At 58.6% G+C, this 24,264-nt stretch carries 24 protein-coding genes and 1 tRNA gene; 8 read left to right on the top strand and 17 right to left on the bottom strand.

Annotated features, from left to right (window positions below; all coding sequences use genetic code 11):
* Nucleotides 1-3: 3 nt before the first annotated feature.
* Genes EB235_RS24935 through EB235_RS24920 form a run of 4 tightly spaced genes read right to left on the bottom strand, consistent with a single transcriptional unit; the run spans nt 4 to nt 5,588 of the window.
* Entirely contained in the window at nt 4-642 is a 639-nt protein-coding gene (locus tag EB235_RS24935) for a ribbon-helix-helix domain-containing protein (RefSeq protein WP_027028434.1), read from the bottom strand.
* Nucleotides 632-1,921, bottom strand: coding sequence for an HlyD family type I secretion periplasmic adaptor subunit (locus EB235_RS24930; RefSeq protein ID WP_027028435.1), 1,290 nt, complete (start codon nt 1,919-1,921; stop codon nt 632-634). The genes EB235_RS24935 and EB235_RS24930 overlap by 11 nt, the downstream gene beginning before the upstream one ends.
* 45 nt (nt 1,922-1,966) lie before the next feature.
* On the bottom strand, nt 1,967-4,099 hold the full coding sequence (locus EB235_RS24925; RefSeq protein WP_027028436.1) for a type I secretion system permease/ATPase: 2,133 nt from the start codon (nt 4,097-4,099) through the stop codon (nt 1,967-1,969).
* A 40-nt stretch (nt 4,100-4,139) separates the two neighbouring features.
* Entirely contained in the window at nt 4,140-5,588 is a 1,449-nt protein-coding gene (locus EB235_RS24920; RefSeq protein WP_027028437.1) for a TolC family protein, read from the bottom strand.
* 428 nt (nt 5,589-6,016) lie between these two features.
* Between EB235_RS24920 and EB235_RS24915 the strand changes: the two genes are divergently transcribed.
* Nucleotides 6,017-6,553: a hypothetical protein gene (locus tag EB235_RS24915; protein WP_027028438.1), complete on the top strand. Its 537-nt coding sequence runs from the start codon at nt 6,017-6,019 to the stop codon at nt 6,551-6,553.
* Between the two features lie 21 nt (nt 6,554-6,574).
* Here EB235_RS24915 and EB235_RS24910 read toward each other — a convergent pair whose 3' ends face one another.
* The 10 genes from EB235_RS24910 to EB235_RS24865 all read right to left on the bottom strand — a co-directional run bounded on the left by EB235_RS24910 (nt 6,575) and on the right by EB235_RS24865 (nt 14,785).
* Complete coding sequence (locus EB235_RS24910; protein ID WP_027028439.1) at nt 6,575-7,147, bottom strand: hypothetical protein; 573 nt, start codon at nt 7,145-7,147, stop codon at nt 6,575-6,577.
* Nucleotides 7,144-7,731, bottom strand: coding sequence for a L,D-transpeptidase (locus EB235_RS24905; protein WP_027028440.1), 588 nt, complete (start codon nt 7,729-7,731; stop codon nt 7,144-7,146). The genes EB235_RS24910 and EB235_RS24905 overlap by 4 nt, the downstream gene beginning before the upstream one ends.
* Entirely contained in the window at nt 7,715-8,878 is a 1,164-nt protein-coding gene (locus EB235_RS24900) for an AAA family ATPase (protein ID WP_027028441.1), read from the bottom strand. Before EB235_RS24900 ends, EB235_RS24905 begins: the two co-directional genes overlap by 17 nt.
* A complete protein-coding gene (locus EB235_RS24895; protein WP_027028442.1) occupies nt 8,875-9,510 on the bottom strand; it encodes a TadE/TadG family type IV pilus assembly protein in 636 nt (211 codons plus the stop codon). The genes EB235_RS24900 and EB235_RS24895 overlap by 4 nt, the downstream gene beginning before the upstream one ends.
* Before the next feature lie 2 nt (nt 9,511-9,512).
* Nucleotides 9,513-10,034 carry a TadE/TadG family type IV pilus assembly protein gene (locus EB235_RS24890; RefSeq protein WP_245268719.1) on the bottom strand — a complete coding sequence of 174 codons (522 nt, stop codon included), beginning with the start codon at nt 10,032-10,034 and terminating at the stop codon, nt 9,513-9,515.
* 5 nt (nt 10,035-10,039) lie between these two features.
* A complete protein-coding gene (locus EB235_RS24885; RefSeq protein ID WP_027028444.1) occupies nt 10,040-11,542 on the bottom strand; it encodes a TadE/TadG family type IV pilus assembly protein in 1,503 nt (500 codons plus the stop codon).
* 72 nt (nt 11,543-11,614) lie between these two features.
* Nucleotides 11,615-11,887 carry a hypothetical protein gene (locus EB235_RS24880; protein WP_245268721.1) on the bottom strand — a complete coding sequence of 91 codons (273 nt, stop codon included), beginning with the start codon at nt 11,885-11,887 and terminating at the stop codon, nt 11,615-11,617.
* 4 nt (nt 11,888-11,891) lie between these two features.
* On the bottom strand, nt 11,892-13,337 hold the full coding sequence (locus tag EB235_RS24875; RefSeq protein ID WP_027028446.1) for a type II and III secretion system protein family protein: 1,446 nt from the start codon (nt 13,335-13,337) through the stop codon (nt 11,892-11,894).
* Nucleotides 13,338-13,373: 36 nt separating this feature from the next.
* Entirely contained in the window at nt 13,374-14,477 is a 1,104-nt protein-coding gene (cpaB, locus tag EB235_RS24870) for a Flp pilus assembly protein CpaB (RefSeq protein ID WP_027028447.1), read from the bottom strand.
* Nucleotides 14,478-14,602: 125 nt separating this feature from the next.
* Nucleotides 14,603-14,785, bottom strand: a complete 183-nt coding sequence (locus EB235_RS24865) for a Flp family type IVb pilin (RefSeq protein WP_027028448.1) — start codon at nt 14,783-14,785, stop codon at nt 14,603-14,605.
* 540 nt (nt 14,786-15,325) lie between these two features.
* Here EB235_RS24865 and EB235_RS24860 point away from each other — a divergent pair.
* The 5 genes from EB235_RS24860 (at nt 15,326) to EB235_RS24840 (ending at nt 19,791) form a co-directional block, all read left to right on the top strand.
* Complete coding sequence (locus EB235_RS24860; protein ID WP_027028449.1) at nt 15,326-16,711, top strand: CpaF family protein; 1,386 nt, start codon at nt 15,326-15,328, stop codon at nt 16,709-16,711.
* On the top strand, nt 16,708-17,682 hold the full coding sequence (locus EB235_RS24855) for a type II secretion system F family protein (protein WP_245268724.1): 975 nt from the start codon (nt 16,708-16,710) through the stop codon (nt 17,680-17,682). The genes EB235_RS24860 and EB235_RS24855 overlap by 4 nt, the downstream gene beginning before the upstream one ends.
* An 18-nt stretch (nt 17,683-17,700) precedes the next feature.
* Nucleotides 17,701-18,651, top strand: coding sequence for a type II secretion system F family protein (locus tag EB235_RS24850; RefSeq protein WP_027028451.1), 951 nt, complete (start codon nt 17,701-17,703; stop codon nt 18,649-18,651).
* A 65-nt stretch (nt 18,652-18,716) separates the two neighbouring features.
* Nucleotides 18,717-19,265, top strand: coding sequence for a tetratricopeptide repeat protein (locus EB235_RS24845; protein WP_080680682.1), 549 nt, complete (start codon nt 18,717-18,719; stop codon nt 19,263-19,265).
* Between the two features lies 1 nt (nt 19,266).
* Complete coding sequence (locus EB235_RS24840) at nt 19,267-19,791, top strand: A24 family peptidase (RefSeq protein WP_027028453.1); 525 nt, start codon at nt 19,267-19,269, stop codon at nt 19,789-19,791.
* A 66-nt stretch (nt 19,792-19,857) separates the two neighbouring features.
* Here the strand turns inward: EB235_RS24840 and EB235_RS24835 are convergent, their stop codons facing one another.
* A complete protein-coding gene (locus EB235_RS24835; protein ID WP_027028454.1) occupies nt 19,858-20,673 on the bottom strand; it encodes a sterol desaturase family protein in 816 nt (271 codons plus the stop codon).
* Between the two features lie 159 nt (nt 20,674-20,832).
* Here EB235_RS24835 and EB235_RS24830 point away from each other — a divergent pair, with 159 nt between their 5' ends.
* Both EB235_RS24830 and EB235_RS24825 read left to right on the top strand, forming a co-directional pair.
* Nucleotides 20,833-21,489: a methyltransferase family protein gene (locus EB235_RS24830; protein ID WP_027028455.1), complete on the top strand. Its 657-nt coding sequence runs from the start codon at nt 20,833-20,835 to the stop codon at nt 21,487-21,489.
* A gap of 58 nt (nt 21,490-21,547) precedes the next feature.
* Nucleotides 21,548-22,579 (top strand): phosphatase PAP2 family protein, encoded by a 1,032-nt coding sequence (locus EB235_RS24825; protein WP_051429544.1) that lies wholly within the window; start codon nt 21,548-21,550, stop codon nt 22,577-22,579.
* A gap of 231 nt (nt 22,580-22,810) precedes the next feature.
* Here EB235_RS24825 and EB235_RS24820 read toward each other — a convergent pair.
* Both EB235_RS24820 and EB235_RS24815 read right to left on the bottom strand, forming a co-directional pair.
* A tRNA-Gln gene (locus EB235_RS24820) sits at nt 22,811-22,884 on the bottom strand.
* 180 nt (nt 22,885-23,064) lie between these two features.
* A complete protein-coding gene (locus EB235_RS24815; protein WP_027028456.1) occupies nt 23,065-23,997 on the bottom strand; it encodes a lysylphosphatidylglycerol synthase domain-containing protein in 933 nt (310 codons plus the stop codon).
* Between the last annotated feature and the right edge of the window lie 267 nt (nt 23,998-24,264).

Below are 24,264 nucleotides of genomic sequence, written 5' to 3'. Positions count from 1 at the left end.
GCATTAGCCGCTGACGAACGCCATCAGCAGGTCCTGTTCGACCAGCGGTGCTCGCACCGCATTCAACTGGCCCCGATAGCGGCGCTCACCGGCGCCAATGACGAACCCGCTGGGGACCGGTGTTTCGCTATTGGCATTGAGGCGCGCAAAAATGTCGGCGACATTGAGATCGAGGGCCAGCCTGAGGTCTTGCCGCGCGTCGTCGTTCGGGCCGGTCGGCAATTGGCGCCTTACCAATTGTTGGAACGGCGCATTGAAGGTCAAGATTTTTTTCGACGATGAAAGGGCGAAGGCTGGCGAGGGGCAGGCGACCAATATCGCGTTGATCGTCCTTATCGATGCAAGCCTTTTCAGTGTCAGATTTTCCTCCCCCAACCCGCGTATGCAGGCAACCCTGATAGCGGATGTCAGATTGCCGGTCTGGTGCTGGCTCTCGGCGATCTCGTCGACAAGCATGCCGATGGTACACTTGCGGCTTTCCGCCATTTGCTTCAGCGATATCCAGAAAGCCCGCTCCAGGCGGATGCCGCGGCGTATGCCGCCGCGCACGACAACCCGAAACTCCAGCCCGAGTTCCTCTGGCGTCATCGGCACCAGCAACCGATCGGCAACAGGAGGATGAGAGGTGGCGCTATCGCTCACTCATAGCCTCCTCGCGTGCCTTGTTGATCGGCTTCAAGAGGTAGGTCAGAATTGTCTTGCGGCCGGTCTTGATGTCGACCGAGCAGATCATGCCGGGAATGATCGAGTAGGCCTTGCCGTCTCTTTCCAGGGTCGACTTATCCGTCGACACGCGCACCTGATAATAAGGCTCCCCCGTCTTCTGATCGACCAGGCTGTCGGCCGTGATGTTGGCGACCTTGCCTTCAATGCCGCCGAAGATCGAGAAATCGTAGGCGGTTATCTTGATCAGCGCGTCCTGGCCCGGCCGGATGAAGGCGACGTCTCGCGGCGAAACCCGTGCTTCGACCAGCAGTGTCTCGGAGGTCGGTACGATGCCGGCGACGACCGCGCCTGGCTGGACGAAGGCGCCGAGCGTGTTCACATCAAGCGTGTTGACGATGCCGTCCACGGGCGAACGGATGTCGGTGCGCGCCACCTTGTCAGTGGCACCGCGTATCGTCTCGTCCACCACCGAGAGGTCGGCCAGCGCCTGCGTCAGATCGCTGAGCGCCTCCTGTTGCAACTGTAGGCCGAGTTCGTCGACCTGAAGCTGAGCCTCCGTGATGGCCGACTTGGCTTTCTTGATGGTTTCCCCAGCGAGCGTCAGCTGACCGTTGAGCTCGGTCTGCTCGCGCTCGACGCGGAGCTGCTCGGTTCGCGCCATCAGGCCTTTCTTGACCATCGCCTCAACCAGCTTTGACTCTTGGTCACTGACGGCCAGATTCTTCGTCAGGCGATCGGCATTGGCGGTCGCTTCGTCCAGTTCCTTCTCGCGCTGATCGAGGCGCGACTTGAGAACCGACAGCTTGACTTGGAAGTTGTCGCGGCGTGCGCCGAGCAGCTTCTGCTCGTTGTCGCAGATCTCCGGGGCGACCTTCTGGATTTCGGACGGACATGGAAATGAGCCTTCGAGACTGCCGGCCTGTTCGAATTTGAGCCGGGCAATGCGCGTCTGCAGAGCCCGCGCCTTGGCCTGCTGCTCGCCAAGACTGGAGGTGTTGAACGTATTGTCGAGGCGGATAATGAGGTCGTTCTTCTTGACGATCTGCCCTATCGTCACGGCAATTTCCTGAACGACGCCCGGCTCGCTGGCCTGGATGATCTGAGTCTTCGAGACGGGTATGATCTTGCCGTCGCCGCGTGCGATTTCATCGACCTCGGCAAAGGACGCCCAGGCTACGGAACTCGCAAACAGCGCTCCGATGATGAATATCGACGCCGATGCAAAAAGCGGTGGCCGGTCTTCCCTGGTAAGCATTTCCCACGCCTCAACGTGTTGAATATGTTCAATAAGTCTTTTCTCTCAGGCGCTTGTTTTCTGCAGCGCCTGTATCACTTGGTCCTTTGGTCCATCGGCGACGATCTTGCCCTGTTCGATGACAATGAGGCGGTCGGCCAGTTCGAGCATGCTGAAGCGGTGCGTTGAAACGATCAGCGTCGTGTCGCGATCGAAAGCCACTTTGAGCTGCTTGATCAGCTGGCGCTCGGAAGCCAGATCCATCGAGCCGGACGGCTCGTCCAGGAAGACGATTTTCGGTTTGGTCAACAGCAGCCGGGCAATTGCCATCGTCTGCCTCTGGCCGCCGGAGAGATTGGTGCCGCGCTCGCCGACATTCATGTCGTAGCCGCGCGGATGACGGGAGACGAAATCATCGACGCCGGCAGCCTTGGCCGCGTCGACAATCTGCTCATCCGTCGCTTCGGGACATGCCATCAGGAGGTTTTCCTTGATGGTGCCCGAAAACAGATCATTGGCTTGCGCGACGATCCCGACGGCGGCGCGAACCTCCGATGGGTGGTACTGGCGGATGTCGATCCCGTCCAGCAACAATTCGCCTGATGTCGGCAGGAAGAGCCTGCCGATCAGCCGGCCCATGGTTGTCTTTCCCGAGCCTATGCGGCCGATGATGCCGATCCGCTCACCTGGCTTGACCGAGAAATTCAGACCGGTCAGGACCTCGTTCTCGGAGCCCGGATAGACAAAGCCGACATTCCTGAACACCATCGCGCCGTTGCGAATGGGGCGGTTGACGAAACCCACCGTGTCCGGTCGGTCTTCGGGTTGAGCCATGATCGAGTTCACCATTCGCAACGAAAGCAAGGCCTGGCGAAGTCTGGACAGCGTGATGGCGATCTGGCCAAGCGGAGCCACAGCCCTGCTCGCCAGCATGACCGTTCCTATGATTGCTCCTGTCGAAACATGCCCTTCCGAAAAGGCATAAGCGCCGGCCACGATCAGGGCGACGGTGACCATCTGCTGGATGGCCTGCGTTATGTTGCCGGCGGCAGCGGAAAGCTGCTTGATCTTCTCGGACGTGTTGGCTGCATTCTTGGAATGCTCTCCCCATTTTCTGAGAAGATACGCCTCCGCACGCAGCGACTTGATGGTCTCCAGGGTGGAAATGGATTCGACCAGCAGAGCCTGGCGCTGCGAAGCCTCGTTCATGGAGGCAGCGACACGTTTGCCGATGCGCTGTTGCGTGACCAGGCCGACGATCACGGACGCCACAAAGGCAATGGCCGGTATGATGACCAGCCAGCCGCCTATGGCGTAGATGACGAGAAGGAAGATGAAGATGAACGCGGTGTCGATGAACACGCTGATCGTATTCGACGTGAAGAACTCGCGTACGAATTCGTATTGCGTCACCCGATTAGCGTATTCTCCAGTTGAGCCGGGCCGTGCCGACAGGGACGAGTTCAGCACTTTCTCGAACAGCAAATAGGAAATGCGCAGATCGGCCTTGCGCCCGGCATAGTCGATGAGGGACGCCCTGGCGGTCTTCAAAAGCAGGTCGAACAGGATGACCGCGCCGATGCCGATCGACAGCACCCACAGCGTCGATATTGCCTTGTTCGGCAAGATCCTGTCGTAGACGTTCATGGTGAAGATCGGCGAGGCGATGGCCAGAATGTTGATGAAGATTGCCGACAGGATAACCTTCGAATAGGTACGCCAGAACGGGGCCATCGTTCCCGTCAGCCAATGTCGCCGCTCGATCTTCGGCGCCGAACCCACGTTCATCCCTTCGGCAGCGTTGGCATAGGTTATCGAGAAGGAAACGCCGCCGCTGATGTAGCTGGTGGCTAGCTCGGATCGCGTGATGGTTACACGGCCGTCTTCCTGGGGAGCAGTGGTGAATGCGCCGTCCTCGGTTTCGGCCAGCAGGGCAACCGGCAATTGGCTGGCGCGAAACACGATAGCGGGGAGGTCGATGCGTCCCCGAAGAAAATCGCGATGGTTGAACTCGGTGATTTCAAGGCCGATGCGCTCGGCGATATGCCGGATGGCATCGATGTCGATACGCGTGTCCGACAGCGGCACGCCTGCGAACAGCACCGTTTGCGCGCTCGGCCTGCCGAGATAGCCGGCAACGGCAGAGAAGCAGGCCTTGAACGCCTCCTTCGGGGAGAGGATGTTGGGTTGCTGGTTCACGATCCGCCCATACGGACTTTCGATCGATCCTTGCCTCCGCCTACTTTTTCCTGACCGGTGCCAGGATATCGAACGGCAGGTCGTTCTTCTGTTCCGACGGCGTCCGCGCGTAGGTTTCCGTGTCAGCCGTTTCCGGTGCCGCGAACTCTGTCCGTGCATAGGCCGTGGCCTGCTTTGGCGGATGGATGTCCATCGTCTTCAGCAACTGTCCGGTTGCGGCCAGGAGCCGATACTCGGCAAAGAGAGAGGCATAGGATGCAGTGTCCGCCAGCGTTGCGGTGTTGAACCGCGTATTTTGCGCATCAAGAACGTCGAGCAGCGAGCGCTGTCCGACCTTGAACTGCTCGCGATACGACGCGACCAGCTTCTCATTGGCGGCGGCTTGCAGCTTCAACGTCTTTGCCAGATCGGCTTGCCGGAAGCGGCGATCCCAGGAGGTGCGAACGGCTTCTTCGATCTCGCGCTCGACCTGGTGCAGGGCAAGCCGCTGTTCACTGGTACGACGGATCTGCTCCTGCTCGTTGGCCTTGTCTATGCCACCCCGGTAGAGATTCCAGCGCAAAACAAGGCGCGCCTGCAGGTCGGATGTATCTCCATTGTCTCCATCAATGTCGTACCCGGCTCTGGCGGTGCCTTCAGCGACGATCGAGGGGCCGTATTTTGCCCGAGCTGCGTCCACCAGCGAGGCTGCGGCGTCAATATCGCTGTTGGCCATATGGACGCGGGGGTTGTTCACGCGCGCCAGCCCCAGCGCGTCATCCAGCGACCTTGGCAGTGCGGCTGCAACATCGCCCGGCCTTGACGCGTTTGTCAGCGGCTTCCCCACGGTCTTGAAAAACCGTATCCTCGACGCTTCCAGTTCCTCCGAAGCTTCCTGCATGCGGGCCTTGGCTGCAAACAGCCTTTCCTCGGCTTGCTGCCGGTCGGCTTCATTCAACCCGCCGCCCGCAATGCCTTCCTGGATGTCGTGAAGAATGGCTTGATGGAAGCCCAGGTTTTTCTTCGCCTCCGCAACAATCGAAGCCTGCAGCATGTATTCGAGGTAGTCCTGGACAACCGAGAGCCCGATAAACTCCGAACGCTCCAGCACTCGGAACGAAGCGCCATCGACTCGCGAGGCTTGACGATCGAGCTCAGCCCGCCTTGCGCCGCTGTCATAGACTGTCTGTGAAACCGTGAGATCGGCCTCGGCCGGATAAAGGTTGTCATCGTCGAGGGAAAGCGCGCGGCGGGTCGAATTATCGAGGCGGCGAGCCCCCGCGGACGCTTCCACGTCGACACTGGGGAGATAAAGCCCTTTCGCCTGGCGCAATTCGAACTCGATCGCTTCGCGATTCTCGATGGCTTGGCCGATCTCGGGATTGGACTCGACGGCTACCGCCACGGCCTCCTGGAGCGTGAGCGAATGAGCGCTCGCACAGCTCAGCATCGTGGCCGCCATCAAAAGGCCAAGGCGCTTGCCAAGGGCCGACTTTCTCGTTGTATTCATCTAACCCGCCCCAACGTTTCCCCTGCGCCTTTTCCCACAGCGCTACAACCAAGCCTGAGCTTGCCGTCAGGCAGTATCCAACAAATTCACGAAATATGTGAGCGATTATTAAATTAGACATACCTAAATGAGGAATCCCGGCCATAAGGTTGTGAAATGTAGCAAAAATGGCACAGCACAGCGGCCCGCTGCGGTTGTATCCAGACGCCACCAGGGTGCAGAAGGCAAAAAGCGCAATCGCTCACCGCAAGCACAACCGTATGAAGAGCGGACGATCTGCCTGTCAAACTGGTAGCCCTGAAAGGGCCGTCGCGGGAATTTGGCTATTTGTTGAAGTTGAACCTGGCGCGAGAGCGGCAGCAACGCCCTTCCGTTAAGCCTCGCGCAACCTCTGCAATCTATCCTGATGCCAGATTGTCGAGGGCAACATGAAGCGCAAGTCGATATTACTCTTCGCTTTTCCCGCATTCATCCTGATGATTCTGGCAGGCGAGCGAACAGCGACGTTCCTGCTCGGTACCTATCCCGCCAGCCCTGCCATGTGGTGGATCTGGCTTGAACTGCGCCCCTTGTCGACGATGTTTTGGCAGCAGGTCGACCTCTATCTGGGCGGTTCGATGGTTCTGGATGCCGTCATCCTGATTGTCGCTGCGACCGCCTGCTGGAGTGCTTGCCGAGTCAGAAGGTCAGCCACCTACTTCCTGGCCAATCATCTGGCGCTGCTTTTCGCTGGACTGATGATAGTCGCCAGCAGCCATTCGGAAACGGCGAGCACGATTGCCAGCTTCGCGGCACCCAGCGGTTTCCCGTTCTCGCTGATGGCCGATTTCACCTGGCAGAACAGCCTGGTGCTGGTGCTGGGCTTTGCAGCCTGCGCCTACTGTCATGTCGCGTTCCTTCGCGAAACCCGACAGCGCGGAGAAGCACTGGCCGTGCGCCTTATCGCCTTGCAGCGGGATCTTTAGTCCCGGCGCGGCAGGCCGTTTCTAATTGATCTTGCGATAATAGACTTTGCCGTCCGGCGTTTCCGTTCGCTGATAGCCCGGATTCGGGGCAGGGGGCGCGGTGGCGACCCTCCTCTTGGGCAGCCGCGGCGTATCGGCAATCATGGGTTCCGCCGCGACTTCGCTACTGGAAGACGCTTCCGCGACGTTATTTGTTGCAACGAGAGGTTCCGACACACTCGACGTGCCGGCACCATCGGTGGATGGAAGGCCCTGTTCAAGCCGGGCTATATTGCCATTGATTTCTGTGAAACTGCCCTGCAACTGGCTGTCCAGCTTTTCGAAGCGGCTCTGGAAGCCGTTGTTGACCGTGTCGAGCCGGGCCCCGATCCGCTGCTCGAACGTGCCGAGCTCCTCAAGACGTCCCTCCACGACGCGCAGGTCGTTGATGCCCCGGTAGAGATATATGGCGGCCGTGGCGTTGAGCACCGCAAACAAGGTCAGTCCGATAGAGACCGCGATAGCCAGTCGGGTTCTGCTTCTGCCGCCATCGAGCAGTTGCGGTTCAAGCTGCCCGGCTATCGTCGGCATGTGCGGGTCGCTGATCGTCGTCATTGGACCACCACCTTGGTGCCTATCGGCACGCGCTTGAAAAGATCGATCACATCCGTGTTGGTAAGACGAAAGCAACCGGATGTGCCGTCGAACCCGACGCCTGAAGGATCATTGGTGCCGTGGATGCGATAGAGCGTGTCGCGTCCGTCCCGGGATAGATAGAGTGCCCTAGCGCCCAGCGGATTGTAGGGCCCTGAGGGCACCAACTCCGGCAGTTCCGGCTGGCGAACGCGCATTTCCTTGGGCGGGCGCCACTGCGGCCATTCCGTCTTCGCCCCGACCTTGACGACCCCGGTCCAGCCAAATCCGTCACGCCCGACGCTGATCTGGTAGCGAAGCGCCTGGCCCTGGCGGGTCACCAGGTAAAGCGCCTTTTCGCTCTTGCGGATAATGATGGTTCCCGGCTGCTCACTGGTTTCAAAGGAGACCGTCTTGCGCAGGCTTGGACCCATGGCTGGCAGCGGCGGGCGTCCAGCGATTCCGGATCCGGCCCGGGCGAAATCCTGAGCCGATATCGAAAGCACCAGGCCGGCGATACAGCCGGCCAGGCTCAGGACGATCCGATGTCTATCGGGCAGCGTCATCGAGCCGCTCTTTGAACATCTTCTTCAGATCCTTGTTGAAGCGTGCCCGCCCATCCACTTCCGAAGGCAGGATCGCACGGTTCAGGGAATCGGAGAGGAGCGCATTGTCCAGCGCGACCGACTTGATGTGCGGTGCCTTGAAGATCTTCTCGAGCTCGCTGCGCGAAAAATGGTTCCCGAACCACTTGCGCTTGTGCTTGTTGGCGACGAGCGTGATGCTGATCGCATTGCCGCGCAGTTCGCGGATCTTGGTGTAAAGCCGCTTGCCTTGCCGCAGCGACGCGACGTTGAGCTCGAACACGATGAAGATCTCGTCGCTCGTCGAAAGCACGGAATTGTGCCAGGGCGTTTCGATATTGGGCAGGTCGATGACGATGTCGTCGAAGCGGTAGGCGACAAGGTCCAGAAGCCGGTAGACGAAATCGCTGCCTTGCGGCTCGAAGGGCAGCTGCGGCCGCTCGAATGCGTAGAGGGTGAGGCCGGACGGGCGCGAAAGCTTGATGACATCCATCAGTTCGACATCGAGCCTTTCGGGTTGGCCGATAATTCCGGCCAGATCGAACTGGTTGAACAGATTGAGGTAGGCGCCGCAATTGGCACTCTGGAAATCGAGATCGACCAGACAGGTCGAAGCCGCGCGTTCAGTCGATTTCGAGGCCAGGTGCTCGGCCGCCGACAGCGCCAGCGTCGTGGCGCCCGCACCGCCGCTGGCGCCGATGAAGGTGATGATCCGACTTTTCGTTCCCTGGTTGCCGGTGTCGTGGAAGGTCACCGCGTTGAGCAGCTCCTTGCCGTCGAGCGGCTTGTGCAGCCAGTCCGAGGCGTTCATGCGCACCAGCACGCGCGTCTGTTCGGAGGTCAGCTCGTCGGAAACCGCGATCAGCGGCACGGTCGCCCACAAAGCGCGTGCCTCGACGATGCCGGGCCGGCCGAGCAATTCGCCATTGCCGAGATCGAGGATGACGATGCCCGGCCGCGTGTCCGCCGGCGGACCTTTGAGAAAGTCGCCCGTCTCGGCAACCCTGACGTCATAGATCGCCAGCGCATCGAGCCGCGTCGCCACCTCGCGCTTGAAATTCGGATCCGACGAGAACAGCGCCACCTGCTTTCGCTTGGTCGGCGTAACCTTGGTGTTGATGGCATTCATGGCCAGGTGCTCTTGATGTCTTCGCCCGTGACCGTGCTCAGCATGGAGGGCATGTTGATGTCAGCAAAACCCATCAGTCCCTTGAGGAAGAAGAACTGGAAGGTCACGTTTTGCAGGTTGACGGTGATTGTCGGTACGGGTCCGCTTAGCCGGGTCTGATAGCCGAGGCCGGTGGCTGAATAAGTGACGACTACGTTGCTGCGCAGCAAGCCCGGGAAGAAGTGACACATGCCCGGCCGCTGGTTTGCCGCCAGCGCCGGGCAGACATCGTCATTGGTGTTTGCGGTGTCACCACGAAAGATGCGGCTGAAATTGGCGGCGCTGAAGCCGCCGCCGTTGCTGCAGCCCCCCGTGCCGGCGGTGTAGGTGCACACGAAGGGACCGTAGGCGCCGGCAGCAATCGGAGCGCCGGGAGACGAGACCGGGCCCGCTGTGGCGAGGTTGGTTGCCACCGCATCCGATATCGACGCCAGCCGGGCGCCGATCTGCACCGCCTTGGTGGCTGCGTTCCATTGGTAGAAGGCGTAGCCGAAATCGACGAAGCCCAGGACAAGCGAGAACAGCAGCGTCGACACGATGGTCATTTCCACCATCGCCGCCCCGTCTTCCGATTTTGCAAAACGCTGGATCATGGTCAGAACCGGATCAACCGCTCGTCGTGGGAGCCCTGCAGCGTAATCGGACTGATGCCGATGAACGACAGCATCCCAACACCGGCGTATGGGTAGGTGCCCGACGCGCGGACGGTGCAGACTTGTGCCGTGGTGGAGCGATATTGGGTCACGCCGCCCACCACGGTGTCCTGGCAGGAGTTGTTGGTGGTCACGGTGACATTCGATGTCTGCCAGCCGCTGACGCGTGCGCTACCGGTGCCGGCCGCGTTGCCAAACACAGCAATGTTCGCGGCAATGGCGGTACAGTTGATCGCCGCCAGCCCGGAGTCGGTATACAACTGACTGTTGCAGCGCGCGGCATAGCGAGCGGCGTCTGTAAGTCCGGCCTCCATCAGCAGCTTGTCATGGATCAGATTGCCGAATTCGAACACACCGGCAGACAGGACAAGCATCAGCGGCGTGATCAGTGTCATCTCGACAATCACCGCGCCGCGTTGGTCGCGTCGAAATCGATCGAAATATCGGGACAGTATCTTGAACATCGCGGTCACCGGTATAGCTGCGCTTCGTCGCGCAGGTAGTTGTCGAGCGTACCGTTGCCGCCCTTGCCGGTGATGTCGACCAACTCGACGTAGATATTCTTACCGTCTTTGATCGGCTCGGTGATGAAGAAGCTGCCGAACCTCCTCACCGGAATGCCCGTCTGGCGGCCGCTGAAATTCGTGCCCGCAGCCGTGAGCGCATTGCAGTCGAGGATTGCGCCGTAAAGCAACCGACGGTCTGGGATCGAGATCGGGGTGCCTGCCCCCGCAGGCGGGATACCCGTTTCGCCACCGACTGCAGCATCTTGAAAGATATTGTTGTCGATCTCGTATCGATAGACCTCATAACGGGTAGGGAGATTCGCGCCGGTTCCTGATAGAGCCGCTGGCACGGCACGTGTGGGATGATTGGCGGCCCAGTAACGCGCGAAATTCCAGTTGCCGTCGCCCATGCGGCCGCTCATCATGGTGCAGTTGCCGGCGATCTGGCACGCATCGCGCTCGAGCCCGACACCCTTCGTCGGGTCTGTTTCATAGTCGACCTTGTTACTCTTGACGAACTGGCTGCCGTTCTTGGCGCCCTTGCGCACATTGACTGCGGGTCCGTCCGAGTAGTTTGACGAATCGATGCCGAAGCGCGAGTTGATACCGTTCTCAACAGGTCCGGCGTTCTGTCCCGGCTCGGTGTCGACGCCGTCGCGCGAATAGCAATTTTGCGGCTTGGAATCGGCGAGCATTTTTTCGAGCTGATTGGCGCCGTTGCCAAACGGCGAAGCCAGGAAAGCGAAGTTCCCGGGAAAGTAAGATCCGTCTCCGCGCAGCAGGATCTGGCGGCGCCGGTACTGCCTGGTTTGCGCCGCCTGTTCCAGCGTGACTCCTCCGGTGAGGGATGTATCCTCATACGGGTTGCACATGAAAACGGGCGTGTAGTCGCAGACGCCCGACGTGAACCCGGCAGTCGCCTGGGCTGCAACGTTGAAGCTGTTACTGGCCGAATTGCCCGTCAGAAACGACGCCGGGAAGATGGCGGCGAATCCGGTCGGCGCCACCTTCACTTCGATGAATGCAGTTTCATCTTCGCCGATGGATTGCGTTGCATTGGCATAATTTGCGCTGGTGACCGGAGCTCCGTCCGACGCGGGTAAGGTCTTCAGGAAGCACCACGAAATGTTGCCGGCGCTGTTGCATTGTGCGGTGCCGCCCGGTTGCCCGGACGTCAAAGTGAACCGGCCAGTAGAGCCAACGGTCGAGAATGTGGCCTGGTTGGTAACAAGTGTCGCCATGGCGCGTTCGGCTCTGGCCCACGAGCCAGGCAAGCCATCAAGCTCGGCGGCTCCAGCCAATGCAAAGGCATCCGCCGCCTTCTGCAAATCATTGTGCAGATTGTTGACCCGGCTCATGTCGATCGCGAGCAAAGAAAAGCCGATGATCGCCGGCAGCGTGACGCTGACGAGGATCAGCGCTATTCCCCTCTGATCGTGCCAGAACGCGCGAATGGTCCGCAGCATGGCCTTACTCTTTGCTCCCCTGACGCCAGGTTCCCTCGTTTGGCCTGGCGCACTGAAACCGCATCCTTCTGTTCAATTCACCGGACTGGATGGCGTTACATTGACCGTCATGTTCGTTGTTGGCGGCGGAGGCGGCGGACTTCTGTATTTTTGAACGACATTGGCGGCGCGGACGCCGTCGTCTCCGATCCTTGTGTTCTTCGAGGCAGGATTGAAAGGGTCGACCGTCTGCAGCAGCGAATTGTATTTCTGCGTGTCACCGGCGGCCAAAGTTATCGAATCATAGTGGTTCAGATAGTCTGCGGCGCAGCCCGCCAGCAGGCCGTTGCAAAGAATGAGGATCAAGGCGCTATTTCTTGACATAGAGCATCTTGTCCTTCGATTTGAAGTTCAGCATGTGGCCGTAGGGGCCGGTGACGCCGTCGCCCGTTTCATATTTGCGGATCATGTCCTTGTTCACCTCGAGCTGACCGAGCACGAAGAATTCCGGATCGTTGGCGGGTCGCGTCTTGTCGAACGGGGTCGCCAGTTGTTCGCCGGGCTTCACCGGCCGCACAATGTGCGGCGTGACGATCACCACAAGCTCGGTCTCTTCCTTCTGGTTGCTCGAATTGCGAAACAGCGCGCCGACGATTGGCACCTGGCCAAGCCACGGCACCTGGTTCTGCAGCTTGGTGGTTTTGCTCGACAGAAGGCCACCGACCGCGAAGCTCTGGCCATCGCGCAATTCGACAACGGTTTCCAGCTTGCGGTTGGTGAAAATCGGGTCGCCGGCGGTGGTGAAGCCATTGAGGTCACTCACTTCCGGTGCAAGCTTCATATGGATCTTGCCATCGTCGAGCACGACCGGCGTGAACAGCAGATTGACGCCGAATTGCTTGAACAAGACCTGGACTTGGCCGTTGGCGTCGACGCTGCGTACCGGCACTTCGCCGCCGGCGTTGAAGCTGGCCGGTTCGCCGGACAGTGTGGTGAGATTTGGTTCAGCCAATGTGCGAACCACGCCCTTGTTCTCAAGGGCTTCGATGACCAGGTCGACCTTGATGTTGCTGTCGATGACGCGGGTGATCAGCGATGCGAAAGGATTGCTTTTCGACAGCAGGCCGCCGACGATGTCGCCCGCCCCAATCCCGGTTCCGTCTGTGTTTGAAGCAGCAACGCCTGTTCCAACTTTCGTTGTACCGCTGCCGTTGGTGCTTTGGATCGATACGCCGAGATCACGGCCGGCATTGCGCTTGGCTTCCAGTATGCGGACTTCGAGATTGACCTGCTGGCTGTCGTCGACGGTGACGGCGTTGATGATGGCGTCTGGACCATACTGCTGCGCGACCTCCAGGATAGATTGCATCGTCGCGGCGTCTTTGACGTGACCGCCAAGCCTGACCTTGCCGTTGACCGAGCCGATTTCAATGCGCGACCTTGGCGCCACCTGCCGGATCGCCTGCGCCATGTCGCTGACATCGACGCCGACCTCGATCTGGATGACGCCGAGCGAATGCTTGTCCGCGGAAAACAGATTGACCGTGGTGGTGCCGGCGCCCTTGCCGATGACATAGAGCGTCTTGTCGGTCATGGGCTGGGCATCGGCGATCTTCTCGTCGCCGACGACGATATCGCCAAGAGTGGCGTTCACTGCGATCGTCACCGACTGCGACATCGGCAGGAAGATTCGATGGACACTGGGATTCGATACATCAATGAAGCGGTCTGCAGCTTTGGCCGCAAAACTCCACGTTAGTAGCGTCGCGGAGCAGGACAGCGCGAGCGCTGCCATCCTCACCCAAAACCCCTGCATTCCCGTCTCCCCAAATGCTGCCGTGGTGGGCAGCCCTCAATTCACTGTCGCTTGTTGTTTTTGTCGCGGCACTTCATAGGATTCGAATTTCACGCCCCGAAAGACTCCGATCGTCGCCAGCGCTGGCGGCTCCGGCTGCACATATTTGACCACCTCTTTCGGGACCTCGTGCACCTCCGGCGCCGGGGCCGATACGACGATAGGAGCCGGCGGCTTGACCTTGCTCAACTGGTCGAGCTTGCTTCCCACGCGGTCCACGGCCTGGGCCAGGCCCGCGATCTTGTCATCCGCGCGCTTGCGTGCGTCTTCCGCGCTCTGACGTTCCGCAGCCGCTGCCGTATCGGCGGCGGCCTGCCTGGCCAGTTCGGCTTGCTTCTTGGCCGCGTCAGCCGGCATTTCGCCGGTCAGATCGGAAAGCGTGACGCGTTCGGTCGTTTCGCCCTTGCTGGCGGCGGCTTGGCGAAGCGCCAGCGACAACTGTCCGGCGCCGGCGGCGAGGGTCAGTTTCTGGGCGTCCCTGGTGCTGGCCTCCACCGTCACGGACTTCACCACGGTCGGGCTGTCCTTGCTTTCATCGGCAACCTGGTCGACAGCGAGCACCTTCATGCTCTGAAGCAGGACGTCGACAAAACTCTGGTCCACGCCATCAGAATTGCGAACGGTGCGCGTCAGCAACACATCGACCCGGTCGCCGGGGAAGACGAATCCAGCGACGCCAAGCACGTCGTTGACGCGGATGGACACTGCCTTCATGCCTTCGCCCAGAACCGCCGAAAGCGTAGCGCGTTGGCCAGGCCCGGTGATCTTGCTCGCGAGGACAGGTTCATTGATACCAATCGTCTGCAACGCCTGTTTGGTACCCCCGCCCGCCGGAAGGTCTTTGGTCAGGAGTTCTTCTGTTGTCTTGAAAGCGCCAGCTGGAACAGCGCCCGCCGGCCATGCGACTTCGCGCAACTTGTCGGCCGACAGCGTGTCGCCGAACTTCAGCGCCACCGCAGCCACGACGACCGTATCGCGCTGAGAATCATTGGTCTGCGCAATCGCGCCGCGCTGGTTGGCCAGCCAGATGTTGGCGAGCACCACGGCCAGCACGCCGAACACGCCGGCGAGGACGATCATAATGACAGTGTTTGCACGCATAATCCCAAGCCTTGAAGTGCGGAATTTGCCTCTGTTGGCACCAGGCCCAAGTCATACGACCAGGGCCTGGTGAGCTTTGTGGATTGCGCCGGTTCGGTTCTTCAGAACCTTACGGTTGTCGCTTGTTATGCCGCCGGGACCAGCGTTGTGGACAGCGTCGTCCACTTGCCAGAAACGTATCCACCGACAACGCCGATGGCTGCAATAGCCGCAACGGTGATGATACCGATGAGGATAGAATATTCGACCATAGCAGCGCCGTTTTCGTCGTCGCGGAACTGCCGGGTCATCGTCATGAGCTTCTTCATGTCAATTTCTCCCTTTGGAGGTTTGAACCCGACGAGACAGAGCCAAGGATGTACCCCATACCCAGCATCCCCCGTCATCTCGATCCTAGGTCTCGAGAATTTGCGGTGTCAAACGGGATTAATGGTTCCTTAACTTTCCAATACATGAACTTTCGAGTTCAGCGCGACCTTAAATTTCAGCAAGACATTGATTCGTCTGATTTTTCAAGCGCCCTTAACCATTCGTTCACATTTGTGTCCACTGGCTAATAAAGTCTTGCCTACTTTAGCAGTAGCGCATATTCCTTTATATCTAAGGGGTTAGGGGAGGATTGTCGGTGGGTTAGGTGTCCTAAGCACGCAAGGGTTGCGGAATGCCTCACAGCTTAAATCACCATGATATTTGAGTGACCCGGAGGTGGAAATAAAAACGATATTTTCCGACGGTGGTCCTTAACTATGTTGAAAGTATTGACTGCGCGCCCACGTTCGGGCGCTTGTGCCGCATGTGGTTAATGTTTAGTTTCAGCTAATATGCGTCGAAGGGGAGCATAGGCGATTATGTTGGGGCGATTCATCAAGGGTGGCGAGGCGCGGATAGAGCCAAGGGTGGATTCGATAGCGGTCCTCCCCGTTGCCAACAGCGCCCCGCCCGTCGCCGATCTCGAACCGCATGGCGACGAGTTCCTGGCGCTGAAGGTCGATCTGCATCGACATCTGATTGATCGGTTCAACCTCGCGTCGCTCGAAACGGCCTCGAAGGATGAGATCCTGAACGAAATCCGTCCCATCGTGCGCGAGTTCGTGCGCGGTCGCAGTGTGCCGCTGAATGCTCGCGAACTCGATCAGCTGACCAGCGACACCGCCGACGAAATGCTGGGCCTGGGGCCGATCGAGCCACTGCTCAAGGACGATTCCATCGCCGACATTTTGATCAATACCCACAAGCGAGTCTTCATCGAGCGAAATGGCATGATCGAGGAGACTAAGATCCGCTTTCGTGATGAGGCCCATCTGCTGCGCGTCATCAACAAGATCGTTTCGGCAATCGGCAGGCGCGTCGACGAATCGGCGCCGATGGTTGATGCGCGGCTGGAGGATGGTTCACGCGTCAATATCGCTGTGCGTCCCATTTCGGTTGACGGCCCTCTGGTGTCGATCCGCAAGTTCTCAAAGAACCCCTTTTCGCTTGAACGCTTGATGGTGTTCAATTCGATCCGACCACCAATGGTCGATCTTCTACGGATCGCCGTACAGGCGCGTAAATCGATCCTGGTTTCGGGCGGCACCGGCAGCGGCAAGACGACCTTGCTCAACGCACTATCGAGTTACATCCCATCCAGAGAGCGTCTGATCACAATCGAGGATGCGGCGGAACTGCAGTTGCAGCAGCCGCATGTCGGCCGCCTGGAGACGCGTCCGCCCAATGTCGAGGGCAAGGGCGAGGTGCGCCAGCGCGAATTGCTGAAGAACGCACTGCGCATGCGGCCGGACCGCATTATTGTCGGCGAGGTTCGCGGCGAGGAAGCCTTCGACATGTTGCAGGCCATGAACACCGGCCATGAAGGCTCGATGACCACTATTCACGCCAACACGCCGCGCGATGCGATATCGCGGCTGGAACAGATGGTCGGCATGGCCGGCATGCCGATGAGCAACGATTCCATTCGCGCGCAGATTGCTTCAGCCATCGACATCATCGTGCAGACCCAGCGCCTCTCGGACGGAGGCAGGCGGGTAACATCCATATCGGAAATAACCGGCATGGAGGGCAATGTCGTTCAGCTCCAGGAAATCTACCACTTCGTGCGTCGCGATATCAGCGCCGAAGGCAAGATCATCGGAGACTTTCGTGCAACCGGTGTCCGTCCGCGTTTTGCTCAGGAGGCGGCGACACTGGGGCATCATTTCGCGAAAGATGCCTTCAATCCGCAGGTCGCCCTATGATGCCGACCGGCCAAACCGCACTGTATCTGATTTATGTTCTCGCGGCGGCATCGGTTATCCTCGCTGGCGAGGCACTATATCTTTCCTTTGTAAACCGTCGGGCACGGGTCGGCGCAATCAATCGGCGGCTGAGGTGGTTGGATGATCAGGTGCCGGCAGAAAAGACCCTGCAAGGATTGCTCCGCGAGCGCGGACTGACCGGTTCAGGTGACTTTATATTTGGAGTGACTTCGCTTAATCGGCTCTATACGCAGTCCGGAGTTACCGGAAATCCGGTGGCATTCGCTGCGATATTTTTCTTTGCTGGACTGACGCTGGCGCTGATACTGGCGCTACTGCTGAAGTTCTCGCTGACGCTTTCGATCATTGTCTTTTTAATGATCGGATTGGTCCTGCCATTTCTGGTTCTCCGACGGGCACGCAACAAACGAATCCAGAAATTCGCAAAGCAATTGCCAGATGCACTCGACATGATCGTGCGTTCCTTGCGCGCTGGACATCCGGCATCGGTGGCTGTTGGTCTCGTCGCACGCGAAATGCCTGACCCGCTTGGCACCGAATTCGGTATCGTCTCGGACGAAATCACCTTCGGCCTCAGCATTGAACAGGCCGTGCGAAAACTCTCCCAGCGGGTGGGGTTCGAAGGCCTGCATCTGCTCTCGGTATCTCTGTCAATCCAGTCCAAGACCGGCGGTAATCTTACCGAAATTCTATCCAATCTGTCGTCGGTGCTGCGCGAACGACAGAAACTTCGATTGAAAATCAAGGCCCTTTCGGCCGAAGGACGAGCATCGGCGTGGATCATTTCACTGTTCCCCGTCGTGATATTCCTGGTCCTTCAGGTTATTGCCCCTTCTTATTACGGAGATGTGTGGCAGAGCCCGATGCTCATGCCCGCGTTTCTGAGTTTTGGAGGTTTGGCTCTGCTGGGCGATTTCATCATGTACCGGATGGTCATTTTTGATTTCTGAGGGGAGCGAGCCATAAACGTGTTTTCAAACGTCTTCGACCTGAGCCTACTGGTTTCCATTGCCGTTTTCCTGGCAGCGGTGGCAATGTTCCTGTTCGGCGCGCTCGTTTTTTTACCGGCCCTGCAGACGCGGAGATTGGTCACGCAAAGTCTGATGGGGGAGGGGGTTAGCGAACGTCGGTCACTGCTCGGGGTGGAACAGGCTGCAAGAATTTCGGCACAGCGGCCGGTCGACGCCTACTTCCGATCGATGGAAAGGGAGCGGAACGAGCCAAGCGCGCTGGAGGCAAAGCTCTTTCGCGCAGGTTTCCATCAGGCAAGCGCCCCGCTGGTTTACACCCTGTCCCGCCTCGGCACGGTCTGCGTCGGCTTTTTTTTGACCTACACGTTCCTGTCGCGATTTTTGCCGCCTGGGCTACCCAGCTTTGTTGCGCTCGCCGGTTCAGTCTTGTTTGGCCTTGCCTGCATCGTCATCCCAAGCATCGCCTTGGACCGATTCGAAAACGGGCAGAAGCAGATCTATCGCCGTGGCTTCCCCGATTTCATGGATATGATGATTACCTGTGCCGACGCCGGCATGAGCCTTGAGGCGGCTGTGGAGCGCGTTGGCGCGGAATTGGCGGGCACACATAAATGGCTTGGCGTGCAACTTTCGATCATGAATCTGCAGCTACGCGCCGGGAAGCCACTGCGCGAGGCGTTGCGCGAGCTGGCGGATCGAATCGGACTTGAGGAAGCACGGGCTCTTGCCGTGCTTTTCCGGCAGTCGGAAGAACTCGGAACAAGCCTGACGGACGCGTTGCGTATCTATAGCGATGAGATGCGCAGCCAGAGAATTCTTAGCGCCGAGGAGCGGGCCAATGCCTTGCCAGTCAAGATGATGATCCCGTTGGGGCTCTGTATCTTTCCGGTCGTGATGATGGTGGTGATGCTACCGGTTATCATTCGAATGAAGGGCATTTTCTTCTAAATGGTTATATGCTGTGGTTCTAAAATAGAGTCGCAGGACTCTTGGGGGATGAAATGACAGGGCCAATGCGCCTCGCAGCCGTAGCCGCAGCCAGTCTGCTGATGATGGCGCTTGCCGGCTGTCAGACAAATGGTGCGGACACCACGGGCGGTGTCGTTCGCACTAACGAGCCGTCGAAGGGCGACGTGACGTCGTTTGGCGATGCCTTTGATGGGTTGAAGACGGTCAGCGACGTCGAGTACTATGCCTCGGACCAGGCCGTGGCCGAAGCCACGAACCAGTTTCGCGCAGAAAACTACGGCAATTCCGGCGCCCTGTTCTTCAAGGCGACGCAACTGGCGCCCAATGACGGCGGCGCCTGGATGGGGCTGGCTGCTTCCTGCGATCGTATCCACCGCTTCGACCTTGCCGACCGGGCCTATAGCAGGGCCTTCAAGCTGGTTGGCGCGTCGCCAGAATATTACAATAATGTCGGCTATTCCTATCTGCTGCGCGGCAAGCTGCAGGACGCACGCAGCAATTTTCTCAAGGCCTACGAACTGGCGCCCAACGATCCGACCGTTGCCAACAATCTGAAGCTCCTGTCGTCCAGCGTGCAGAATATCGAGCGCTGACGTGCTGCTTGCCGTATCGCTTCTACTGAAGGCGCTCGCCATCCCTCTGCTTGCAAGGGTCGCCTGGTTCGATTTCACCACCCAGAAAATATCCAACCGTGACGTGCTAATGCTTTTGTGCTTGGGAACTGGCGCCCTGCTGTCCATATCGATCCTGATTGGATCGTGGTGGGATATGTGCCTAAGCGCACTTGCCGGGCTCGTGCTGTTTCTTGCACTCTTCCCGTTCTGGGCCTTGCGTAGGGTCGGCGCCGGTGATGTCAAACTGATGGCAGTAATGCCTTTCCTAATCGGCGGAAGCGGTCTGGCGGTGTTTTCCTTGCTGTTGCTGGTCTTTGCTCTCGCCACGGCGTTGATCGTGAAAAATCCGTTCATGCTGCCCGAGGGCGCCTTCCGCCTTTACGTTCAGCATCTGGATCGCAAGGGTGTCGTGCCGTTCGGCGTCCCGATCTCGCTCGCGGCGATCTGCACGATCACCTTCCAGATCTACAGCAACTCATTGAGTCTTGGCGGCTTACCCGTCTGACAGACTTCTAGGCAAATCATACAGGGCATAAAGGCGCGTGAAAAATCCCGCAGACCGAGATCAAGCCTAAGCATCAGGCGCCGGCTTGACCGCGCCGATCTCGGCATTCTCGTGTTCTTGAGGTTTCTGCAAAAACGGATAGCCGAATTGCCCGAGGTAGCTTAGCGGAATGGGGTCATCGACGCCGTATTTCTCGGGCATTGCCGAGCCTGGGACGCGAAAAGTACCGAACAGCACGTCAATGATCGATAGCTGACTGGCGAAGTTCTTGTCATAGGCGTCGCGATGACCGGCGTGGTGCCAATGGTGGAATTGCGGACTTGCGATGAGCCATCTCAACGGCCCAAAATTGATCCTGACATTAGCGTGCAGTAGCAGCGCGTGCCCGGTGTAAATCAAGAAATAGATGGCAATGGCCTCCGTTGAGAAGCCAAGAAAGAACACGGGCAAGAGCGACACGACTTTGGTGATGATCTGATCGACTGGGTGCGCTCGGAACGAAGCTATCCAGTCGAGCTCCTCGATACCGTGATGGATGGAATGGAATTTCCATAGCACCGGAATCGCATGAAACGCACGATGTATGGCGTAGACGCCCAGATCTGCCACAACCATGATCTCGATAATCTGGACCCATGTCGCTTGACCTCCGACTGCATTCGGCACGCCCTCGGGGACCAGCAATGCGGCCGCGCTGATTATGATGGTCGCCATCAATAAAACGCACACCTTGGTAAGCGCGCCATTGAAGACCGCATAGATGACGTCGATGCCGAGCCCCTTGCGGAGAATTTTTTGCTGTGGCCGCAAGGCAAAGATTCGCTCAAGCGGTACGAAGATCAGGACACAAATCAACAGCGATTTTAGACCAAAAAGGTCCATCGGCTTACCCCGACTTAAGAGGGCAGTGAACCACCTGATGATCCGTCACGCAAGGTGATCGTTCCCGGACACGCGGCGCAGGCGTTAACCCTTCAGAAACCATTTTCTTGTCGAAGCGCGAAAGCAATGCTTCAATGCCTTTTTAAGGCGGAGGGCGGAATGTTAACCGAGGATTTCGTTGGCCGGATTGCAATAATTTTTGTCATGACGGTCTTTGCGACGTTTGGCGCCATTTCTCTGTTCGGCCATTTCTATCACGATGCCTCGGCAAGTTCACTGGCTTTCGGCACACGGATGGCGGCGACCGCGTTTTTGCTGTTGCAGCTTTTCATGACGATAAGCCGCCTTCCGCCGAAGGGAACCGCCCGAGGAATTCAACCGAGGGTGACCTCAGTAGCCGCATCCTTTCTGATGTTGGTGGCAATGTTCTTGACGCCGGCACTGGAAAACGAAGCGGTGCAAGTGGCCGCTCTTTGCCTGATCTTCGTTGGCACGGTTAGTTCGATTTTTTGCCTCTATTGGCTTGGCCGTTCGTTTTCCATTATGGCTACCGCCCGACAGCTTGTCACCTCGGGCCCATATTCAATTGTCCGCCATCCGCTATACGTCTGTGAGACAGCATTCGTTCTAGGGATGATCCTCTCACATTTTTCGACGCTGATGGTCGCGTTGGGTGTGCTCCAATTTCTCTTGCAGTATCGGCGCGCCAGGAACGAGGAAGCCATTCTGCGACAAACTTTCCCCGAGTACGAAGCCTACGAGCGGACCACCCCAATGCTGATTCCGTCTTTATCGTCACTATACGGGCGACGGTGAATATGCCTATGTCGATCTGTGTTGATTGCTTGTTGCGAGCCAAGTCGGTGCTTGAATAATGTCCACGGTCGCGCTTCCACTTCGCAGCAGTTCGACGACCTGGCGTGCCAATCAGCCGTTTTTTGTCACGATTGCCGTCTACATGCTGCTAGTGCTGGCTGCGGCAGCATACTGGCATATCCGAATTGACTTCGAGCTGTACAGCCAACCGCTTCTGCTATTCGGCTTCGGCGTGACCGTCGTTCTGTTTGCCGTCATCGCGATGCGCGTTATGTTTGAGCAACAATTGCGACTATTCCCTGCGCTTAGGGATCGCCTGTTGACCAATGAACTGTCCAACCGGCTGATCGTCGGTCTGCCGGTCTTACTGGTCTTCCCCATCCTGTTTTCCCTTTTTACCAGCGTCAAATGCGGCATCAGCAAGATCATACCTTTCTATGCCGATGCCACTCTGATGGCGATCGATAGGAAAATCCATGGTGGTGTCGATGCATGGCAGTTTTTGCATTTCTCGTTTGGGTTCGGGCCGATAACCGCCGTTTTGAACTTCTTCTATAATCTCTGGTTCGTCGTAATGTTCATTGTCCTGTTTTGTGTCACCTTCTCGACGGGTAATGAGCGTCTTCGATCGCAATATCTGGTGGCATTTGTACTTACCTGGGCACTGCTAGGAAATCTTGTGGCATCGCTGGTCGCGTCGGTCGGACCGGCATTCGTCTTGCCCTTCTATGGCGATGCTACGTTTTCTCCGTTGATGAGTTATCTTCAAACGACCAACGCCTCCTATCATGTCTGGGCTCTCGATACGCAACGTATGCTGCTCGCCACTGCCGCCCTGGATGATCCCCGATTGGGCGGCGGTATTTCAGCTTTTCCTTCGCTGCACGTCGCCATCGCAACTCTGAATGCCATCTATCTCTGGCGCTTCGGCGGCCTGCTTCGCTGGGCTGGCGCTGCCTTCCTTGTCGTCATTCAGCTAGGGGCTGTCGATCTTGCCTGGCACTATGGGATCGACGGATATGCTTCGATGCTGGCAACCCCGATTATATGGGTCGTTGCCGGGCGTATGTCGGCACATAGGGCAGGCTAATTCTGTCGCACCGGGCAGCAATTTGAGAACAACGCCTGCCGTAATTTGTTCTCAAATAGCCGTATCTCTTTATATTCGCAAATGCTAATGTATGCCGTTCGTGGCACCCCAGACACCCCAATGCCCCTCGATGCCGCGATTACCGAGCGTCGGCAAACTTGCATTCAGACTCTCCGGTTTGCCGGCGCTCGGGTCTATCGAGATACAAAGTGGTGGCGCTTTAAAATCAACTGGCTGGGGAACCTGGATTCGAACCAGGACTAACGGAGTCAGAGTCCGTGGGTCTACCGTTAACCTATTCCCCAGCAGGCGCGGTCATGAACCGCGCGGGCCGAGCGGCTGAGCCGCTTGAGCGCTGCCTTGTAGCCGCCAGCGGAAAATAGTCAAGCCTGCTTGGCGGTTCAATCGCCAGGTTTTGTCGGTCGGTTTCAGACGCGACGCTTCGCAGTGCTCCCAGGCGCGGACATGAAATCCAATCTCGCGCCTCAGCTCTCTGTCCGGCTGAACTGCGACCGCTCAAAAAACAGCACCACGCCCAGGCCCAAAAACAACGGGATGATCAGATAAAACAGCCGGAACACCAGCAGCGCCGCCAGCACGCCGACCGGAGCCATGTCGGAAAGTCCGGCCAGGAACACCACTTCGAACACGCCAAGCCCGCCCGGTGCGTGCGAGATCTGCGCGATCGAGAACGAGACCAGGAAGACGCCGAGCACGACGAAATAGCCGGGATTGTTGGCCTCGGGCAGGGCGAAGAAGATGATCGCGGCCGCCGCCAGCAGCTCGATCGGGCCGATCAGCAATTGCCTGACAACGATCGGCAGTGCCGGATAGTGCAATTGAAAGCTGGCGATCTTCAGCGGGCGCAGATGCAACGCGCTGCCGAAAATATAAGCGGCGACGAGGATCAGCATCGCGATGCCCGCCGCCTCCGACAGGCCGTGATGGGCGATGCCGGAAAACCGGTCGATGATCTGAGGCTCGAACACCAGCACGAGGCCGGAGGCGAGGATAGTCGACAGCACGAAGGTGATCCAGCAGATCGCCACCAGCACGCCGACATCCTGGCCGGTGAGCCCCCTCGTGCCATAGGCACGGTAGCGGATGACGGCGCCGGAAAACACCGAGCCGCCAATGTTGTGTGACAGCGCGTAGGTGGTGAAGGAGCACAGCGTCACGAACAGCCACGACACCCGCTTGCCGATATGCAGCAGCGCGATGTGGTCGTAGCCGGCGAGCGCGGCATAGGCGATGACGGAACTCAGCGCCGCCAGCACCCAGCCGCGGGTTGGAATGGCGGCGAGCCCGTCCCAGACATCGTCCAGCGAAATGCCGCGCAATTCGTGCCAGAGCAACAGCAGCGAGAAGATCACCGCGGCGATGCCGATGCCCGGCCAGAAATAGCGTTTCCAGTTCATTGCCTGACTGCCATGCGTTGCCTGTCCGCTTCCTTTTCTCCTGGTGGTGGGAGACCGGCCGCCCGGATTCTTCCGCTCATTTCAGAAATGCCTCATTGAAGCCGGCTATTCAACCGCGAACACTTGTCGCGCCGCCACCGGCAAGATCCGCCCGCACCGAAAGCGGCGCAAAGTCGCCGGCAAGCGGGCATCGGTTTCGACGGGAGATCGTCTTCGCCAGCACCGCGCTAGCAATCCAGCCTTGCGGGTACATTACGCGACGAGGCG

The sequence above is a fragment of the Mesorhizobium loti R88b genome, assembly GCF_013170845.1.
In the GTDB taxonomy this organism is placed as follows: Bacteria; Pseudomonadota; Alphaproteobacteria; order Rhizobiales; family Rhizobiaceae; genus Mesorhizobium; species Mesorhizobium loti_B.
The sequence above is the reverse complement of the archived record's forward strand: the minus strand, read 5'-3'. Positions and strand labels throughout refer to the sequence as shown.

Coding starts and splice junctions, on each gene's coding strand:
- EB235_RS24815 (WP_027028456.1), bottom strand. CDS start 23,997: ATGAACTGGAAACGCTATTTCTGGCCGGGCATCGGCATCGCCGCGGTG.
- EB235_RS24930 (WP_027028435.1), bottom strand. CDS start 1,921: ATGCTTACCAGGGAAGACCGGCCACCGCTTTTTGCATCGGCGTCGATA.
- EB235_RS24895 (WP_027028442.1), bottom strand. CDS start 9,510: ATGATCCAGCGTTTTGCAAAATCGGAAGACGGGGCGGCGATGGTGGAA.
- EB235_RS24860 (WP_027028449.1), top strand. CDS start 15,326: ATGTTGGGGCGATTCATCAAGGGTGGCGAGGCGCGGATAGAGCCAAGG.
- EB235_RS24915 (WP_027028438.1), top strand. CDS start 6,017: ATGAAGCGCAAGTCGATATTACTCTTCGCTTTTCCCGCATTCATCCTG.
- EB235_RS24900 (WP_027028441.1), bottom strand. CDS start 8,878: ATGAATGCCATCAACACCAAGGTTACGCCGACCAAGCGAAAGCAGGTG.
- EB235_RS24875 (WP_027028446.1), bottom strand. CDS start 13,337: ATGCAGGGGTTTTGGGTGAGGATGGCAGCGCTCGCGCTGTCCTGCTCC.
- EB235_RS24905 (WP_027028440.1), bottom strand. CDS start 7,731: ATGACGCTGCCCGATAGACATCGGATCGTCCTGAGCCTGGCCGGCTGT.
- EB235_RS24885 (WP_027028444.1), bottom strand. CDS start 11,542: ATGCTGCGGACCATTCGCGCGTTCTGGCACGATCAGAGGGGAATAGCG.
- EB235_RS24825 (WP_051429544.1), top strand. CDS start 21,548: ATGTCCACGGTCGCGCTTCCACTTCGCAGCAGTTCGACGACCTGGCGT.
- EB235_RS24920 (WP_027028437.1), bottom strand. CDS start 5,588: ATGAATACAACGAGAAAGTCGGCCCTTGGCAAGCGCCTTGGCCTTTTG.
- EB235_RS24910 (WP_027028439.1), bottom strand. CDS start 7,147: ATGACGACGATCAGCGACCCGCACATGCCGACGATAGCCGGGCAGCTT.
- EB235_RS24855 (WP_245268724.1), top strand. CDS start 16,708: ATGATGCCGACCGGCCAAACCGCACTGTATCTGATTTATGTTCTCGCG.
- EB235_RS24865 (WP_027028448.1), bottom strand. CDS start 14,785: ATGAAGAAGCTCATGACGATGACCCGGCAGTTCCGCGACGACGAAAAC.
- EB235_RS24890 (WP_245268719.1), bottom strand. CDS start 10,034: ATGTTCAAGATACTGTCCCGATATTTCGATCGATTTCGACGCGACCAA.
- cpaB (WP_027028447.1), bottom strand. CDS start 14,477: ATGCGTGCAAACACTGTCATTATGATCGTCCTCGCCGGCGTGTTCGGC.
- EB235_RS24830 (WP_027028455.1), top strand. CDS start 20,833: ATGTTAACCGAGGATTTCGTTGGCCGGATTGCAATAATTTTTGTCATG.
- EB235_RS24845 (WP_080680682.1), top strand. CDS start 18,717: ATGCGCCTCGCAGCCGTAGCCGCAGCCAGTCTGCTGATGATGGCGCTT.
- EB235_RS24835 (WP_027028454.1), bottom strand. CDS start 20,673: ATGGACCTTTTTGGTCTAAAATCGCTGTTGATTTGTGTCCTGATCTTC.